Source organism: Campylobacter sp. LMG 7929 (assembly GCF_024723595.1).
GTDB lineage: Bacteria > Campylobacterota > Campylobacteria > Campylobacterales > Campylobacteraceae > Campylobacter_D.
This window is the reverse complement of record NZ_JANQCY010000001.1, coordinates 64,242-80,806: the sequence shown is the minus strand read 5'-3', so window position 1 is coordinate 80,806 and position 16,565 is coordinate 64,242. Positions and strand designations below refer to the sequence as shown.

The 16,565-nt window shown below is 28.8% G+C and carries 19 protein-coding genes; 3 read left to right on the top strand and 16 right to left on the bottom strand.

The window, feature by feature from the left end; all coding sequences use genetic code 11:
• Positions 1 to 40: 40 nt before the first annotated feature.
• The 8 genes from ilvA to CAMP5118_RS00385 all read right to left on the bottom strand — a co-directional run bounded on the left by ilvA (position 41) and on the right by CAMP5118_RS00385 (position 8,106).
• Positions 41 to 1,252, bottom strand: a complete 1,212-nt coding sequence (ilvA, locus tag CAMP5118_RS00420; RefSeq protein ID WP_263663163.1) for a threonine ammonia-lyase — start codon at positions 1,250 to 1,252, stop codon at positions 41 to 43.
• A 2-nt stretch (positions 1,253 to 1,254) separates the two neighbouring features.
• Positions 1,255 to 1,614, bottom strand: a complete 360-nt coding sequence (locus tag CAMP5118_RS00415) for a CoA-binding protein (RefSeq protein ID WP_258108542.1) — start codon at positions 1,612 to 1,614, stop codon at positions 1,255 to 1,257.
• A 68-nt stretch (positions 1,615 to 1,682) separates the two neighbouring features.
• Entirely contained in the window at positions 1,683 to 2,855 is a 1,173-nt protein-coding gene (locus CAMP5118_RS00410; RefSeq protein ID WP_337216324.1) for an MFS transporter, read from the bottom strand.
• A 13-nt stretch (positions 2,856 to 2,868) separates the two neighbouring features.
• Positions 2,869 to 3,210 carry a MarR family winged helix-turn-helix transcriptional regulator gene (locus tag CAMP5118_RS00405; RefSeq protein WP_337216371.1) on the bottom strand — a complete coding sequence of 114 codons (342 nt, stop codon included), beginning with the start codon at positions 3,208 to 3,210 and terminating at the stop codon, positions 2,869 to 2,871.
• A 135-nt stretch (positions 3,211 to 3,345) separates the two neighbouring features.
• Positions 3,346 to 4,386: a tRNA (uridine(54)-C5)-methyltransferase TrmA gene (gene trmA / locus CAMP5118_RS00400; RefSeq protein ID WP_337216323.1), complete on the bottom strand. Its 1,041-nt coding sequence runs from the start codon at positions 4,384 to 4,386 to the stop codon at positions 3,346 to 3,348.
• Positions 4,387 to 6,099: a Na+/H+ antiporter NhaC family protein gene (locus tag CAMP5118_RS00395; protein ID WP_263663159.1), complete on the bottom strand. Its 1,713-nt coding sequence runs from the start codon at positions 6,097 to 6,099 to the stop codon at positions 4,387 to 4,389.
• A 16-nt stretch (positions 6,100 to 6,115) separates the two neighbouring features.
• Positions 6,116 to 6,862 carry an SDR family NAD(P)-dependent oxidoreductase gene (locus CAMP5118_RS00390; protein WP_337216322.1) on the bottom strand — a complete coding sequence of 249 codons (747 nt, stop codon included), beginning with the start codon at positions 6,860 to 6,862 and terminating at the stop codon, positions 6,116 to 6,118.
• On the bottom strand, positions 6,859 to 8,106 hold the full coding sequence (locus CAMP5118_RS00385; RefSeq protein ID WP_337216321.1) for an ankyrin repeat domain-containing protein: 1,248 nt from the start codon (positions 8,104 to 8,106) through the stop codon (positions 6,859 to 6,861). The genes CAMP5118_RS00390 and CAMP5118_RS00385 overlap by 4 nt, the downstream gene beginning before the upstream one ends.
• 109 nt (positions 8,107 to 8,215) lie before the next feature.
• Here CAMP5118_RS00385 and CAMP5118_RS00380 point away from each other — a divergent pair, with 109 nt between their 5' ends.
• Positions 8,216 to 8,668: a methylated-DNA--[protein]-cysteine S-methyltransferase gene (locus tag CAMP5118_RS00380; RefSeq protein ID WP_337216320.1), complete on the top strand. Its 453-nt coding sequence runs from the start codon at positions 8,216 to 8,218 to the stop codon at positions 8,666 to 8,668.
• A gap of 1 nt (position 8,669) precedes the next feature.
• Positions 8,670 to 9,548 carry an EamA family transporter gene (locus CAMP5118_RS00375; protein WP_337205571.1) on the top strand — a complete coding sequence of 293 codons (879 nt, stop codon included), beginning with the start codon at positions 8,670 to 8,672 and terminating at the stop codon, positions 9,546 to 9,548.
• On the opposite strand, the gene truA is transcribed toward CAMP5118_RS00375, so the two are convergent.
• The 8 genes from truA to glmU are packed head-to-tail and all read right to left on the bottom strand — an operon-like array spanning position 9,502 to position 15,688.
• On the bottom strand, positions 9,502 to 10,236 hold the full coding sequence (gene truA / locus CAMP5118_RS00370; RefSeq protein WP_263724819.1) for a tRNA pseudouridine(38-40) synthase TruA: 735 nt from the start codon (positions 10,234 to 10,236) through the stop codon (positions 9,502 to 9,504). The two genes, CAMP5118_RS00375 and truA, sit on opposite strands and share 47 nt — an antisense overlap.
• Positions 10,236 to 11,261: an LptF/LptG family permease gene (locus CAMP5118_RS00365; RefSeq protein WP_214100351.1), complete on the bottom strand. Its 1,026-nt coding sequence runs from the start codon at positions 11,259 to 11,261 to the stop codon at positions 10,236 to 10,238. The genes truA and CAMP5118_RS00365 overlap by 1 nt, the downstream gene beginning before the upstream one ends.
• Positions 11,258 to 11,509 carry a hypothetical protein gene (locus tag CAMP5118_RS00360; RefSeq protein WP_337216319.1) on the bottom strand — a complete coding sequence of 84 codons (252 nt, stop codon included), beginning with the start codon at positions 11,507 to 11,509 and terminating at the stop codon, positions 11,258 to 11,260. The genes CAMP5118_RS00365 and CAMP5118_RS00360 overlap by 4 nt, the downstream gene beginning before the upstream one ends.
• A gap of 17 nt (positions 11,510 to 11,526) precedes the next feature.
• Positions 11,527 to 11,952, bottom strand: coding sequence for a prepilin peptidase (locus CAMP5118_RS00355; RefSeq protein ID WP_337216318.1), 426 nt, complete (start codon positions 11,950 to 11,952; stop codon positions 11,527 to 11,529).
• A complete protein-coding gene (uppS, locus tag CAMP5118_RS00350) occupies positions 11,949 to 12,617 on the bottom strand; it encodes a polyprenyl diphosphate synthase (RefSeq protein WP_337216317.1) in 669 nt (222 codons plus the stop codon). The genes CAMP5118_RS00355 and uppS overlap by 4 nt, the downstream gene beginning before the upstream one ends.
• A gap of 1 nt (position 12,618) precedes the next feature.
• The gene (locus tag CAMP5118_RS00345) at positions 12,619 to 13,239 is read right to left on the bottom strand and encodes a hypothetical protein (protein WP_337216316.1); all 621 of its coding nucleotides are present in this window, start codon (positions 13,237 to 13,239) and stop codon (positions 12,619 to 12,621) included.
• Positions 13,236 to 14,399: a bifunctional phosphopantothenoylcysteine decarboxylase/phosphopantothenate--cysteine ligase CoaBC gene (coaBC, locus tag CAMP5118_RS00340; protein ID WP_337216315.1), complete on the bottom strand. Its 1,164-nt coding sequence runs from the start codon at positions 14,397 to 14,399 to the stop codon at positions 13,236 to 13,238. The genes CAMP5118_RS00345 and coaBC overlap by 4 nt, the downstream gene beginning before the upstream one ends.
• On the bottom strand, positions 14,396 to 15,688 hold the full coding sequence (gene glmU / locus CAMP5118_RS00335) for a bifunctional UDP-N-acetylglucosamine diphosphorylase/glucosamine-1-phosphate N-acetyltransferase GlmU (RefSeq protein WP_337216314.1): 1,293 nt from the start codon (positions 15,686 to 15,688) through the stop codon (positions 14,396 to 14,398). The genes coaBC and glmU overlap by 4 nt, the downstream gene beginning before the upstream one ends.
• Before the next feature lie 137 nt (positions 15,689 to 15,825).
• Between glmU and fliP the strand changes: the two genes are divergently transcribed.
• Positions 15,826 to 16,560, top strand: coding sequence for a flagellar type III secretion system pore protein FliP (gene fliP / locus CAMP5118_RS00330; RefSeq protein ID WP_337216313.1), 735 nt, complete (start codon positions 15,826 to 15,828; stop codon positions 16,558 to 16,560).
• Positions 16,561 to 16,565: the final 5 nt, after the last annotated feature.

Sequence of the window (16,565 nt, the reverse complement as noted above, 5' to 3'; positions counted from 1 at the left end):
CTTTTTTTGGTTTTATTTAAAAAATATTATATTTAATATATCATAAAATTTCATTAAAATTAAAACCTTTATCATAAAGTATTTTTCTAACTAATTCCTGATGTTCTTTTCCTTTTGTTTCTAAAGTGATTGAAATCATTGCATCGCCATATTCAAGTTTAGTAGAAAATCTATCATAGTCAATTTTAACTATATTAGCCTGAGCTTCTTTAATCGCATCACTCAAAGCACTTAAAGCCCCTGGTTTATCAACCAAAGTAACATTAATAAGCATTTTTCTAAAAGCTTTAAACAAGCCTTTTTCTATAATAATATTTAACATTTGTACATCAATATTTCCACCACTTAAAACCACACCGATTTTCTTATGATTTTTTAAATCTATTTTTTTATGCAAAAGTGCAGCTACTGCTGATGCTCCTGCTCCTTCAACTGTTATTTTGTGTTTTTCAAGTAAATACAATACCGCATTAGCTATTTCTTCATCATCAACTTGAATAAAATCATCAACACATTCAAGAATAATATCAAAATTAATTTTATTCACATCACGCACTGCTATACCATCAGCTATAGTTCTAACAGCTTTTGAATTAATCATTTTTTTACTTTTAAAACTCTCATACATCGCAGGAGCTCCCTTAGCACTCACTCCGATAACTTTTATAGCAGGATTAATTTGCTTAGCCGCACTTGCTACACCACTAATCAAACCTCCTCCGCCAACTGGAGCTAAAATCATATCTAAATCACTTATTTCATCAAGCATTTCAAGCATTAAAGTACCCTGCCCTGCTATAATACTTTCATTTTCAAAAGGATGAATGAAATTTAAATGATGCTCTTTAGCATAATTTAGTGCATAAGCATAAGCCTCATCAAAATTATCTCCTTTTAAGATCACTTTTGCACCTAAATTTTTAGTCGCACTTACTTTTAATAAAGGTGTAGCTTCGGGCATAACAATCACAGCTTCTATGCCAAATTTTTTAGCACTAATTGCTACTCCTTGCGCATGATTTCCTGCGCTTGCAGCTATTACACCTGCTTGTTTTTGTTCTTTAGTTAAATTAGCTATTGTATTATAAGCTCCTCTGATTTTATAAGCACCTGTTTTTTGCAAATTTTCACATTTTAAAAAAACATCAGTTTCCAAAAACTCACTCAAAAAAGAAGAGTGCACAAAAGGGGTTTTTAATACAAAATCTGCGATTTTTTGTTTTGCTTGATAAATTTTATTTAATTCAACCATGATTATCCTTTTTGTAGTTCTATTTTAATGCAACGATCTTGAACGCAATTTATACCATATTTTTTACATTTTTGCATTATTTCTTCATTGGCAATGCCAAGTTGCATCCAAAAATTTTTAATCTTTTTACTCAAAAGATCCTCAAAAATTTCATTTGCAAAACTTGCTTTTCTAAACATTACAACCGTATCAACTTCAAAAGGGATTTCTTTTAAGTTTCTATAAACTCTTTCATTTAAAATAAAATCTTCTTTAGGGTAGATGGGATAAATTTTATAACCTAAATCTTGTAAATATTTGCTTACAAAATGAGAAGGTTTATCTTGATTAGGGCTAAGTCCTATGATGGCTATATTTTTCATAGTACTTAGTATTTTATAACTATCACACAATGCTTTTTCCTTTTTAAAGCATTGTATCTAAAATCAAATTAATAAGAAGCTTTTTTTACAACCAACAAACAATACAAAATCAAAGCCATTGCAACCAATAAAGCACAAAAAGCATAAACATTAGCAAAACCTATACTTGGCTCTATAATGCCTAGCAAATAAGGACTTACTCCTATACCAAAATCTAAGGCTATAAAAAATGTAGAATTAGCTAAGCCCATTTTTTCTTTAGGTGCAAGTTTTATAGCTAAAGCTTGAGCACTTGAAGTAGCATTAGCATAACCTAACGCACAAAAAACTCCAGCTAAAATAATCATATAAAAATTTAATGCAAAAGCAAGTAAAAGCAAACATACCATAAAACTCAAAAAGGAAAAAATCATCACGATGTTAGCACCATATTTATCAAACACTTTACCAGCAAGTGGTCTAAAAATCATAGAAAATCCAGCATATATCACAAAAAACATAGATCCAGCAAAAGCTAAATTTAAACTTTGGGTATAAGCACTCATATAAGCTATAATAGCACCAAAAGGACATGCAAGCAAAAAGGTTACCAAGGCTAAATTTAAAACTGATTTTTCAAAATAATTATAAATACTAAATTTTCTTTTTATATGATGATGTTTTTTAAATCTTCTTACTTTTAAAAAAATAGATAAGATTAACGCAAAGACAATACTCAAACAAGCTATTAAAAAACTAAGCCAAAATTGATTGATAGAGTCAAGTTTTATGGCCAAAAAAGGACCTAAAGCTGAAGTTAAAACAACGCTTGTAGCATAATATCCTATACCAACTCCTCTTTTATTACTAGGTATTATCCTAGCAATAGCTGCCCCACAAGCACAAGAACAAATTCCATAACAAATCCCTGCTAAAAAGCGTATCAAAATCAAAAAATATACATTATAAAATTTCAAATACATTAAATTAATAAAAAGATAAAACAAAAGCGAAAACACTATAACCTTTTTTATATTAACATCATCGATTATAGAACCAAAATAAAGTCTAGAAAGCAAAGCACCTATAACAAAAGCACCCATTATAAGTCCTGCGGTGCTAGTTTGAAGATTTAAAACACCCAAAACATAATCTGTACTAGAAATAGTACTCATATAAAAAACAAGACAAATAACAAAATTTATCCCAAAAATACAGAAAAAATTTACATTAAATAAATTATATTTCTTACTAAGACCCATGAAAAAACCTTTCTTAAATTTTTTCATTGATATAATCAAGTAATTTTAAAAGCACTTCTTGATCTTGTTCATCTAATATATCTAAGATTTCTTTTTCATATTTTCTTATACAAACATTTGCATCAAAAAAAATTTCTTTACCCTTGGCACTTAAAGTAATGATCTTTTCTCTTTTATCATCAGCTTTTAAAAACTCTATATATTCAAGTTTTGTTAGTTTAGAAACAACTCTAGAAAGTATAGCTTTATCCATCTGATAAAACTCACATATTGGAGCTAAAGTACTATAGCCATGCTGATTTAAATATACAAAAACCCTCCAATCACTTGATTTTAATCCAAAGGGTTTTAAAATTTCATTGACTTTATAGAGTATTTTTCTATTTGTATAAGTAATTTTTTGAAATAAAATAAGAAATCCTTTATAAAAATTAATTGATTAAATCAACTATTTTTATAATAACAAAGCTTGTATAAATTCTAACTTATACTAAGCTTTTATTTTTAAATGCACCCCACATTCAAGATGAGGAGTATTAGCAAATTGATCAAAAAAGGCTAAATTTAAAATTTCATGACTTTGACATAAGATTTCAAGATTTTCTTTTAAAGTGATAGGATTACACGAAATATAAATGATATTTTCATAATTTTTAATAAGTTCAATCACGCTTAGATCAAGCCCTGCTCTTGGAGGATCAACCAAGACATGAGATATTTTAAAGCTATCTAAATCTATGTTTTTTAAACGGTTAAATTCTCTTTCTTTTTTCAAAGCTTGACTCAACTCTTCACTAGAAAGTCTTGTAAAAGTTATATTTTCAATAGAATTTAAAACACAATTTTTTAAAGCAAATTCGATATTTTTTTTAGAATTTTCAGTTGCCAAAACTTTGTTAAAATTTCTTGCTAAAGCTATGGTAAAATTTCCATAACCACAATAAAGCTCTAATAAATCTTGTTTAAAATCACTTCCAATGCAAGATACAACCCATTCAATCATCTTTTCATTGATAAAAGTATTAGGCTGGATAAAACAATCATTATTAAACTCATATAAAAATTCATTTGTATTGATTTTTAAAGCTTGTCTTAAATTTTCTCCATTAAATACAAGTTTTTTACCCCTGCTTCTTGCTATGAGTTTGAGATTTAATTTTTCTGCTAATTCTTGTAAATCTTGTACAATTAACTCTATATTTTTATGAAAAAGCAAAGTAATACTTAAATCTAATTTTGTAGCTAAAAACTCTACTCCAAAAAGCTTATGTTTTAAATTTTCATTTAGATTATTTAATAAAATAGGCATACAGTCTTGAATTTTTTCATCTGCTATATCAAATTTTTCAATAGGATTTTTTTTCTTATTTTCAAACATTGCATAAGAAATTTCCCCATTTTCATGATGATATATAGAAAATTCTGCCCTAGTTCTATAAGCTTTTAAAGGTGATTTAAAGCACTGAATTTCTTTATCATATAAAGAAGAAAACAATGCTTTATTTAAAGCAATTTTTTCTTCAAAATGCATCTATGCATCTACCTTTTTGCCAACTACAAAAAGTAAAGCTATCATAGCTAAGATTCCAAAAACAAGCCCTAGCCATACATTAAGTCCTAGTGCTACTGGTAAATAACCACAAAGTATACTAATAGCACAAACACTCAAAGCATAAGGCATTTGCGTGCTAACATGAGCTAAAAGATCACACTTACTTCCCATAGATGAAAGTATAGTTGTATCAGAAATTGGCGAGCAATGATCTCCAAAAATAGCTCCTGTTAAAACCCCTGAAATATTAATAATCATATATTGGTGCAACTCTGCTCCGCTTAATTCATTATGAACACCAACGGCCATAGCTAAAGGAATAGCTAAAGGCATTAAAATACCCATAGTCCCATAACTAGTTCCTGTTGAAAAAGAAATAATAGAAGCAAAAATAAAAATTGCCGTAGGAAGCAAGTAAATAGGCGTTTTATCTGAAAATAAATCAATTAAATATTTAGAAGTTCCTAAATCCTTAATCACAGAAGCTAATGACCATGCACAAAGCAAAATAATCACAGTCATAATCATAGTTCTCCAACCATGGGTCCAAACCGCAATAGCTTCTTTTAAAGTAAATATTTTTCTATACATTCCTAAAATAATAGCTACTATGGTAGCTAAAAGTGCTGCTTGAAATAATACAACCGAAGCATCAGCTGCACCAAAAGTTTCTCTAAAAGCAAATAAACTAAGCGGTGCTGCATCAATTTGCGCTTTAATACTCGCATCATCTAGAGCATTATAACCACTAAAATAAAAACCTATAAATGAAAATACAATCAAAACAGCTAAAGGTATAATAGCATTAGAAGCTTGTAATTTCACATGCTCTTTTGGCTCTAAAACCTTATCTTCTATATTATCAATTTGCTCATGACCATGAGAAAATTTACCCGCTCTAGCTCTAAGCTCAGCTTTTAGCATAGGCCCAAATTCCCTACCTGTATAAATAGTTAAAACAACAAAAATCAACATAAAAAGATTATAAAATCTATAAGGTAAGGTTTGTACAAAGATCTCAAAAGCATTGATTTCTTCTTTTACTATACCTAAATGCGCAAAAGTTGCATTATCGATTAAATCATATCCGCTACGAATTAAAGAAATTTCAAGTCCTATCCAAGTAGAAATGATAGCAAGACCGGTAATTGGTGCTGCAGTTGCATCCATAATAAAAGCAAGTTTTTCACGGCTTACTCTAAATTTATCTGTTACCGGACGCATGATAGGACCTACGATTAATGAATTAGCATAATCATCAAAGAAAATAAAAATCCCCATACACCAAGTAGCAAATTGTGAGCTTTTTGCCTGTTTAGCTTTAGTAGAAAGCCAAACAGCTACAGCCTTAGTACCACCTGTTTTGGTAATAAGAGCTACAACCCCACCTATGGTTAAAACTTGTAATAAAATTCCTGCATTACCAGGACTCGCCATGGCATTTACCACTTTAGAAATAAAGCCTGTAAAAGAAGCAATAATAGCATGATAAATGCTATTTTCAATAAGTCCTAGCATAAAAGTACCACTTAATGCACCAATAAACAACGAAAGCACTACATCTTTAGTGATAAAAGCTAAAATAATAGCTATCACCGGTGGTAAAAGCGTCCAAACTCCAAAAAGTTCTGCATTTGCTTGTGCATCAGCAAATAACAATAAAGGAGCTAATAATAAATAAAAAATTTTCATATTTTTCCTTAAGTTTTTATATTTTCTCGCTAAAAGTTCCTGCCCATGTTTGAGTCACAGGCATAAGTTCAATTTCATTAATATTAATATGCTCAGGCAAGCTAATAATAAAAGTAATAATTTTTGCTACATCTTCAGCTTTAATATATTTAGTATTTTCATAAACCTCATCAGCTTTTTTAATATCACCTTTAAATCTCACTTCACTAAATTCAGTTTTACAAAGCCCCGGAGCTATATTTGTTACCTTTATATTGCTTCCGCGCAAATCTGTTCTTAAAGCTTTAGAAAATTGCGCCACAAAAGCCTTAGTTCCACAATAAACATTACCTCCATAATAAGGTACATTTGCCGCAATTGAACCAAGATTAATCACATGAGCATTTTTTGCCTTTCTAAGCAAAGGTAAAGTAGCTCTTGCTATATATAAAAAGCCTTTGATATTAGTGTCTACCATGGCTTCAATATCTTCAATATCCAAAGAATCAAACTCATTTAAACCCAAAGCAAGACCTGCGTTATTAACAAGTAAAGAAATATTTTGTAAATCTTGAGGTAAATTTTCAATTGCTGTAAAAACCGCTTGTTTATCCCTAACATCAAGCACGATAGGATAAATTTTATCCCCATAAAGCTCTTGTAGTTTTTCTAATCTTTCTTTACGTCTTGCTATGGCTATAACCTTATAATCAAGCTCTATCAAAGCTTTTAAACTTTCTAATCCAAAACCTGAACTTACCCCTGTTATCAAAGCAATCTTCATGGTTGTGCCTCTTCATATAACATCAAATTTTCATTTTCTTTTAAACCAAGTTTTTTTAGAAATTTAATATTTTCTTCTTTTTTTGTAATGATGGCAAAATCAAGAGCATTAAATCCTAAATCATCTATTTCTTTATAATTAGCTTTATAATCTATAAGTAACTTAAGCATTTTTACATCAGCATAATTTGCCCCATGCATAAAGATATTTTTAGAAGTATGCTCAAGCGCACATAAGGTGATAAAATATGGCGTATTGCTTCCCATACTGGCAATAGAAAGTTTTTCATTATCATTAATGTATTTTTGATTTACATTTGCATCATTTTCAAGCAAAAGCTTGGCAACTTTATAGTTGTTATATTCAACAGCATAAAACAAAGGTGTTTTTCCAAAAGAATTTTTATAATCAACCACCGCTTCATTTTCAAGCAAAAGCTTAACATTTTCTGCATTATCTAGTGCAAAAAATAAAGCAGATTCATAACCTTCATTTATTTTTACACCTAATTTAATAAATTCTCTTATAATCTCACTTTCTCTATTATTTAACAAGGCTGATTTAAAACCATTGTTTAATTCTAAATTACTAATTTTTTTAGTATAAATATACTCTTTAATCTGCTCTAAAGAGTTATTTTTATTAGCTACAAATTTTTCAAAATCTGAAATATCTTTAAAAATTTTAGTCTCGCCAACCGCCCAGTTTAAAAATTCATTCAAAGCATTACTAGCAAAATAAATTGCACTTGCTTTATCTAAATTAAATTCCTTTTGAAAATATCTTGTTAAAGGATTAATCGCATTATTATATTCTTTCCAAAATTCCTTGAAAAGTTTAAAATTTCCAATGCTTTGATAAGCCCAAAATCTAAAATACGCTTTTAATTTTGCAAATTTTTCTTCAAGTATTATAGGATCTTGTAAAGTCTTTTGATAGCCTTGTGGATCAAGTGCAATTTCTAATAACTTAAAATCAAATTTTCTCAAATCGCTAAAATATTCTCCACCCATGCAAGCACTATTACTTCCTCTGATTTCATTAGCAAGCTCATATAATCTTTTTGTGATTTGATGGTTTTTTAAAGAAAAAGCACAATTTAAATCCACTTGAGCAAAATCTTGTGTATTTTTTGGCTCAAATTCTTTAAAAAAATTAGTCTTATTTTCCTTAACATACTCACAACTATAATCCAAAGCTAAAGCATTTAAACTTATAATCAAACTAAATAATAAAATCTTCAAATATTTTCCTTGAATATAAATTAAATCACTATTTTAACTAAATTTTTGCTTTAATAACAATTAATTAATTTAAAATTCATACAATGCTTGCTTTTAAATAAGGAAAAATATGTATCAAAGTTTTTATAAAGCTAGTTTTGCTTATATTCTTTTACAAAGTGATAAAGATAAACTTATTAATGTTGATTTTGCTATATATAAGCCTGATTTTACCAAAGATAAACACCTTGTTTTAGAACAAGCCTTAGAAGAACTAGACCTTTATTTTAACAAAAAGCTTTTTGCTTTTAGCACTCCCCTAGCTCTTCAGGGAAGCGAATTTGAACAAAAGGTATATAAAGCTTTGATAAAAATTCCTTATGGACAAACTAAAACTTATCAAGAAATTGCTTCTTTTATCAATCATCCAAAAGCTTTTAGAGCAGTAGGCAATGCAAATTCTAAAAATAAACTTGCAATTTTTATACCTTGCCATAGAGTGGTAGCTAAAAATCACTTAGGTGGATATAATGGTGGTTTATTTATCAAAGAAGCTTTACTTAAATTAGAAGGCGTGCTTTAAAATGCCAAGTTTATTACTAGCAAGTTTTATTTGGGCTTTTTCTTTTCCATTAATTGGACATTTTATTACCTTAGAAATGGATAGTTTTTTTGCAGCATTTGCAAAAGTTTTTTTATCTTTATTGGTATTTTTACCTTTTTTAAATTTTAAGATAAATTTGCATTTAAAATTAAAACTCATAAGCATTGGAGCTTTGCAACTTGGCGTGATGAATTTATTTTATTATCATTCTTTTTTATATTTAAGTGTAAGCGAAGTAGCGCTTTTTACGATTTTTACACCTTTTTACGTTGTGCTTTTTTATGGGCTTTTTTCAAAAAATATTAGATATTTATATTTTATAAGTATTTTTATATGCATTATGGGTGCTTTTGTAGTTAAATTTGATAATATTAACTCTAATTTTTTATATGGATTTTTACTTATTCAAGGGGCTAATTTAGTATTTGGAGCTGGACAAAGTTTTTATAAAATTTTATTAGAAAAAAATACAAATTTAAGCCAAAAAGAAGCTTTTGCTTATTTTTATCTAGGCGCAACCAGTATAACCTTACCTGCATTTTTATTTTTTGGAGATTATAATAATTTACCATCCAATTTAAGCTCTTGGATAGCTTTGATTTATCTTGGGACTATTGCTTCAGGACTTGGATATTTTTTATGGAATAAAGGCTCTACTGAAGTAGATAGTGGAGTTTTGGCCTTGATGAATAATGCCATTATACCTATAAGTATTTTTATCAACATGAGTATTTTTGGAGTAGATGTAGAGCTGCTACCTTTTTGTATGGGGACTTTAATCATTCTTTTTTCATTTTTTATACATAAAAAAATCATGCATTATTATAATAAGAAATCTTACTCAAATATAAACCACTAGCAGGAGCTAAAAATCTACAATGAGCTTTTTTAGCATTAATTTGTTCTAAAAGCTCATTTTGGCTCATTTTTCCTTCTAATACTTTTAAAATACTTGCCATCATCATTCTAATTTGTGATCTTAAAAAACCATTTGCTTCAAAATAAAACACAGTGTAGTTGTTATAAGCATAAACTCTAGTTTTATACATTTTTCTTATGCTTGTTTTATTATCAGAGCCTTCTTTTTGAAAGAGTTTAAAATCATGCTCTCCTTCAAATAAAAATGCAATTTCATTGGCTAATTTAATATTTATTTTTGGATAAAAATACACATAAGAGGCTAAAAAAGGATTGTATTTTTCATGACTTATAATATAGCGATATGCTCTTTTTTGCACATCAAAACGCACTTGGAAATTTTCTTGCATTCTTTGAATATGCTTTATATGTATAAATGGGTGCGCAAAATGATTGATTTTATTTTTTAAATATACAAAATCTTTAAAATGTTCTCCCGCTTTTACACAAGCGACTGCATTAAATGCATGCACACCTTTATCAGTTCTTGAAGCAAATAAAGGCTTTTCATAAATACCCAAATGTGACAAGGCCTGCGCTAAGGTATCTTGGACACTAAGCTTATGTGGCTGGGTAGCTGAACCTTGAAATTTAGAACCATCATAAGAAAAAGTTAATTTTAAAAGCATTAATACTTACTTGCAATTTTTGCTTTAAAATAAAACAAAGAAGTAATTAAAAAGCTTGAAAAAATCACAGCAATAGCTACAAAAGGAGGATTATAAAAACTAATCAAAAGCGTAAAATAAGCAAAAATAATCACAAAAATTCCAAAATAAGCAAAACCTTTTTCATAACGATAAGTTACTATACCAAAAGAGAGTGCAAAAAGCACGCTAGCTAAAGGAAATAAAGCTATAAGAATATAAATAACAAATTCTTTTGCTTTTTCTTTATTGCTTGTTACATCAGACCAATACCCATAAAAACTTTGAGTATTTAATTCTTTAGAAGAAAGCTTGCTTTTAATTAATAAATTTTTAAAACTAGAAATATGCCAATCTTCTTCTTTAATCTCATAAGCTTTTCCTTCATCTAGCTTAAAAGTAATAACCCCATCATTGGTTTCTAACTTTCCTTCTTTGGCTAAAATCACTTGTTCTTTATCTTGTGGGTTTTTCTTTGGATGATACATTATGATATTTTTATAAGTTTCATCAGAATTTTTAGCATCAATAAAAACAAGCCATTCCCCATATCTTTGTCCAAATTCTCCTGTTTTTATGCTTACTTTAGCGCTAATTTTTTTATAATCTACAAAATTATCAAAAAGTTCAAAAGATATAGGTATAAAAACCAAAACCACCACAAGCATAAAAGCACTTACTAAAGCTGCAATTTTTGCAAAAAAACTTGCTATCATACTTGGAGCTATACTCAAAGCAAACAACACCGTGCTTTCATTTTCCCTAGAAAGTCTATAAAAGGCCAAAGTCAAAGCTATGAAAAAAGATATGGGTAAAGTAAAAATCAATATCTTTGGTAAAAGAAAAATATATAATTTGATTAATTCAAAAAAAGTAATTTCAATATAAGCAGTAATTTTAGCAAGTTGTATAAAAAATATAATCGAAACAATAATAAATAAAGTAAAAAATAAAGACAACATTGTGCTTAAAAACTGATTAAGCAAATACTTATAAACTAGTTTCATAATATACTTTCTACACTTAGATTAATCAAAATTCCGCAAAATAAAAAAGGAATCATAGGCATTTGATAATCTTTCTTGGCTATTTTTATAAACAACAAAAGACTTAAAAAACTTGCAATAAATAAAATTAAAAAGCCTTTTTCATAGCCAAAAATTCCAAAAATCAAAGCTATTATTATAACATCACCTTCCCCTAAACTTTCTAAAATTTCATCTCTTTTTTTAAAATTTTTAATAAAATTAATCACACTTTTTAGTATGAAAATTAACCCCGCTCCAAAACACACTCGAAACAAAAAGCTAAAATAAATAAAATCCAAAGCCAAAGCTCACTCACTGCTTTTAGATAATAATCCATCCAAGAAAGTGCTAATAATATAGCTAGCATACAAGCAAAAATTAAAATTTGAAAAACATCTTCGATTAAATAAAAAGCAAAGACAAACAAACACGCACAAAGAAATTCATTAAAAGGATAAATCAAAGAAATTCTTTCTTTGCAAAAAGCACATTTACCTTTTAAAAATACAAAAGATGACAAAGGAAAAAGATGATAAAATTTCAAAGTTTTAAGACACTTAGGACATTTTGATCTTGGACTTATTATACTTTCTTTATTAATCGTTCTTAAAATCAAAACATTGACAAAAGAACCCATACAAAGCCCTAGTAATAAAAAGAAAAATATCATTTACCAAAGGTTCTTTTGCGTTTTTTAAAGTCAGTAATGATATTTGCGATTTCTTTTTTAGTAAGTGCAGGAAATAAGGTTTGACTAAAATAAATTTCTGCATAACTTGATTGCCATAATAAAAAATTTGAAATTCTTTTAGCACTCCCTACTCTTAAAAACAAATCCACATCCTCACTTAAGTCAAGATTTGCTTGTATATTTGCTTCATTAATTTCAAGATTTTTTTCAACCACCTTTTTAACCGCTCTAACTATTTCATCCTTGCCTCCGTAAGAAATAGCTAAATTTACACATAATTTTGTGTAATTTTTAGTTTGTTCTTGAAAATTTTGTATTTTTTTTAAGGTTAACTCATCTAAAAGATTTAAATTTCCTATAGCTTTAAAACGCACTTCATTGGCTACAAATTTATTTAAAGACTCATCAAGATATTTATTTAATAGTTTAAAAAGAAACTCCACTTCTTCTTTTGGTCTTTGCCAATTTTCTGTACTAAAAGCATAAAGGGTTAAATTTTGAATTTTTTCATCTATACATACTTCTATGATTTTTTCAACAACCTTAGCACCTTGACTATAGCCAATTTTTTCTAAAAGTCCATTTTTTCTAGCCCATCTTCTATTGCCATCCATTACTACAGCAAGATGTTTTAACTCATTCATTCTATCCCTTTATATCCATCAATCTTTTAAAAACAAACATAGGATTAAGCGTATTAACTACTTCAAATTTAAAATACTCGTTTAAAAAATGCGCTACTTTGGCAAAAGGTGTTTGTATGCGTGTGATTTTACCATCATCAATTATAATTTTTAAAGCACCAAAAATTTCAAAATACAAATACACTTCTAAAATATTTCCATTTTTCTTAGCTTCAAACAAAGCCCTATTTCCCTCATAAACAAAAGGTATATAATAAATTCCTTCAAAAAATGCAAAAAACATTTCCTTATAAATTTCAAATTCATACGCACTTTTGCTTTCCATAAGTCTTTGGATAATGAATTTTTTATACCAAGCTTTTTCATCACCTTCTTGCAAAAGCTTTTCTATAAGTTCAGCCCCTTCTTCAAAAAGTCTAATTTTAGGCTTTTTCAAAAGATTTTTAAAAGAAATCACGCCTTTATTTTCATAAACTTCAGCTAAATACTCCTCCCCTACTTCAAGCTCTATCAAACTTTTTGTTTCAAGCTTTTTAGTGTTTAAAAGCAATACATAGCGATTATATGCACGTTTTTCTAAAATTTGCATTCTTACAGGTAAAGTTGAGTTGATGATATTCACCAAAGTTTCCTTAATTCTTGTGCCAAAATAAAGCCAAGTTTTTCTTTGCTTTGTTTAGAACTTTGAGAAATACTATCTTTAGTGATAAAACAAATGCTATTTTCATCACTTCCAAAGTTCATTTGCTCATTTAAGACATTTAAACACACCATATCTAAATTTTTACTAACTAAAGATTTTTTAGCATTTTCTAAAGCATTTTGCGCGTCAAATTCCATCTTAAAGCCTATTTTTTTACCTTTAAAATCTAAATTTTTTAAGATGTCTTCATTTAGCTTTAATTTTAAATCAAGTCCGTTTAAATGCTCATTTTTCTTAATCTTACCCTTATAAGCTTTTAGAGTAAAATCACTCACAGCAGCAGCCATAATTAAAGCATCAAATTCTTTGTATTTTTGCAATTTTTCTTTTAATTCTAAAGAAGATTCAAATTTTTCTAATTTATAAGGTGTTTTAAACTCTACTGAGCTAACTAACACTACTTTAGCACCTAAAAAATACAAGGCATCGGCAACCGCCTTTGCCATTTTTCCACTTGAAAAATTACTAATACATCTTACATCATCAATTTTTTCTTTAGTGCCACCACCACTTACAATAAAACTTTTATCTTTAAAAAAATCTTCCTGCATTAGACTTCTTTTTAAAGCATTTATAATACTATCAAGCTCAGCCAAAGCTCCCAAACCCTCATCTTTACAAGCTAGAGTTTTTACTACAGGATCAATGATAATATAACCTTGTTCTTTTAAATTTTTTAAAGAATTTTGAGTACTAAAATGCAAATACATGTTTGTATTTGCAGCGGGTGCGATTAAAAATGGTTTATTTTTATCTACTGCTATTAAAGTTTGAATAAATAAATTATCTGCTATACCATAGTTTAATTTATTAATAGAGTTTATACTAGCAGGCGCAAAAAGCACACAATCACAAGTCTTGCTAAAGGCTATATGATTATTAGTATTTTGCCAACTTTCATTATCTTCACATAAAATTTCATCCGCTAAAGCTTCAAAGCTAAGCTTAGTGCCAAATTTTAAAACTCCCAAGCTTAGCAAAACTTTAACCCTAAAACCTTCTTTTTTTAATAAAGAAATCAGCTCATAAGCTTTATAAAAGGCTATGCTTCCACTTACTGCTAGTAAGATTGTTTTCATTTTTTACCTAGTTTTTTATAGTAAAAATCTTCTATGATTTGCACTTTTGCCCTATTGATATACAAAGAACCTTTTTCTACATCCTTACACACAGTGCTTCCTGCTGCGATGATTACCTCATCTTTTATTTCAACCGGAGCGATAAATTGCGTATCTGAACCTACAAAAACATTTTTACCTATTTTAGTTTTATGTTTTTTAACCCCATCATAATTACAAGTGATAGTACCACAACCTATATTAGTTCCCTCATCTATCTCACAATCTCCTAAATAACTCAAATGCCCTGCTTTAACTCCATTTAATAAAGCATTTTTACATTCTACGAAATTTCCTATATGGGTATTTTTAAGCTGGCATTTTGGACGCAAATGCGCCAAAGGTCCTACATCGCTATTTTCCACTATACTATCTTCAATCACACTTGAACTTTTAATGATAGAATTAATGATTTTTGATTTTCCCTCTATACGCACATTTTCATATACTTCACACTCACCTACAAACTCAACCTCATCTGAAATAAAAGTCGTCGCAGGCATGTGAAAAATCACGCCTTGCTTCATCCATTCTTTTTTAATCGCTTCTTGCATAAGATCTTGAGCTAGGCAAAGCTCAATTTTATCATTTACCCCCATAAAATCTTGCTCATTCACAAACACCGCATCGATTTCATAGCCCTTTTCTTTTGCTAAATAAACCGCATCGGTTAAATAATATTCTTTGGCTTTGTTATCATTTTTTATCAAAGGTAATACTTCTTTTAAAATTTGTGCTTTTATAGCATAAACACCACTATTGCAGATGTTTATAGCAAGTTCTTCTTTGCTTGCATCTTTTGTTTCTACTATTTTTTGAATTTTATTTTCTTTTAATACTATTCTTCCATAACTTTTTGGATCTTTTGCCTCAAAAACTGCCACATTAAAATCACTCTCATTTAAAGCTATTTTTTCTAAATCATCTGCTTTAACTAAAGGCATATCGCCACATAAAATCAATACTTTTTCATGCTTACTCTCATAACCCCTTAAAGCTCCTGCAGTACCTGGAAAATTTTGCAAGTCTTGTTCTAAAAAACGTGTATTTGGAAAATGCTCTAAAACAACTTGTTCAACCTTTTCTTTTTGATGAGAAAGCACCACACACACATCATCACTAATCTTATATGCTTGTTTTAAAATATGTAAAATCATTGCTTTTGAGCAAATTTTTTGAAGTACTTTTGGATTTTGTGATTTCATACGCGTGCCAAGTCCAGCAGCCAAAATAAGCACAGAAATTTTCATAATTTACCTTTGTTTTAAAAAATTATTGCTTATTTTAACAAGCTAAAGTAAAAATTCTTATTTTTATAAAATCATTTTTATTCTTTTAAGAGTAAAATTGCTAAAATAACGCTTTTAATTTTAACCAAGGAAATATTTTGAGGGTTTTACTAGCTTTATTTTTATCAAGCTTGGCTCTTTTAGGCGCTGAAGCAACTATACCAACTGTAAATTTAAGCCTTAGTGCTCCAAATAGCCCACAACAACTCGTAACAACCCTAAATATAGTCATAGTTTTAACCATACTAGCTCTTGCGCCTACCATTGTTTTTGTAATGACTTCTTTTTTAAGACTTGTTGTAGTGTTTTCTTTTTTAAGAACAGCTCTTGGCACTCAAACTATGCCACCAAATACTATTTTGGTTACCTTAGCTTTGATTTTAACTTTTTTCATTATGGAGCCTGTGGCTACAAAATCATACAATGAAGGTATAAAACCCTATATCGCTGAACAAATAGGCTATGAAGAGGCTTTTGCTAAAGGTGTTAAGCCTTTCAAAGATTTTATGCTAAAAAACACTAGGGAAAAAGACTTAGCGCTTTTTTATAGGATTAGAAATTTAGAAAATCCAAAAACCATAGATGATGTGCCTTTAATAGTTTTAGTGCCAGCCTTTATGATAAGCGAGCTTAAAACTGCTTTTGAAATAGGCTTTTTACTTTTCTTACCATTTTTGGTTATTGATATGGTAGTAAGCTCGGTATTAATGGCTATGGGTATGATGATGCTACCTCCTGTTATGATTTCTATGCCTTTTAAACTTTTGATATTTGTGCTTGTAGATGGATGGAATTTACTCATACAAAATTTAGTCAAAAGCTTTTTAACTTAGCAGAA

What these genes read in the sequence shown, in the direction of transcription:
- ilvA (WP_263663163.1), bottom strand. Translation starts at nt 1,252, where the DNA reads ATGGTTGAATTAAATAAAATTTATCAAGCAAAACAAAAAATCGCAGAT.
- coaBC (WP_337216315.1), bottom strand. Translation starts at nt 14,399, where the DNA reads ATGAAAACAATCTTACTAGCAGTAAGTGGAAGCATAGCCTTTTATAAA.
- CAMP5118_RS00415 (WP_258108542.1), bottom strand. Translation starts at nt 1,614, where the DNA reads ATGAAAAATATAGCCATCATAGGACTTAGCCCTAATCAAGATAAACCT.
- CAMP5118_RS00380 (WP_337216320.1), top strand. Translation starts at nt 8,216, where the DNA reads ATGTATCAAAGTTTTTATAAAGCTAGTTTTGCTTATATTCTTTTACAA.
- truA (WP_263724819.1), bottom strand. Translation starts at nt 10,236, where the DNA reads ATGCTTTTAAAATTAACTTTTTCTTATGATGGTTCTAAATTTCAAGGT.
- trmA (WP_337216323.1), bottom strand. Translation starts at nt 4,386, where the DNA reads ATGCATTTTGAAGAAAAAATTGCTTTAAATAAAGCATTGTTTTCTTCT.
- CAMP5118_RS00365 (WP_214100351.1), bottom strand. Translation starts at nt 11,261, where the DNA reads ATGAAACTAGTTTATAAGTATTTGCTTAATCAGTTTTTAAGCACAATG.
- CAMP5118_RS00395 (WP_263663159.1), bottom strand. Translation starts at nt 6,099, where the DNA reads ATGAAAATTTTTTATTTATTATTAGCTCCTTTATTGTTATTTGCTGAT.
- glmU (WP_337216314.1), bottom strand. Translation starts at nt 15,688, where the DNA reads ATGAAAATTTCTGTGCTTATTTTGGCTGCTGGACTTGGCACGCGTATG.
- uppS (WP_337216317.1), bottom strand. Translation starts at nt 12,617, where the DNA reads ATGAATGAGTTAAAACATCTTGCTGTAGTAATGGATGGCAATAGAAGA.
- CAMP5118_RS00410 (WP_337216324.1), bottom strand. Translation starts at nt 2,855, where the DNA reads ATGGGTCTTAGTAAGAAATATAATTTATTTAATGTAAATTTTTTCTGT.
- CAMP5118_RS00355 (WP_337216318.1), bottom strand. Translation starts at nt 11,952, where the DNA reads ATGATATTTTTCTTTTTATTACTAGGGCTTTGTATGGGTTCTTTTGTC.
- CAMP5118_RS00375 (WP_337205571.1), top strand. Translation starts at nt 8,670, where the DNA reads ATGCCAAGTTTATTACTAGCAAGTTTTATTTGGGCTTTTTCTTTTCCA.
- CAMP5118_RS00390 (WP_337216322.1), bottom strand. Translation starts at nt 6,862, where the DNA reads ATGAAGATTGCTTTGATAACAGGGGTAAGTTCAGGTTTTGGATTAGAA.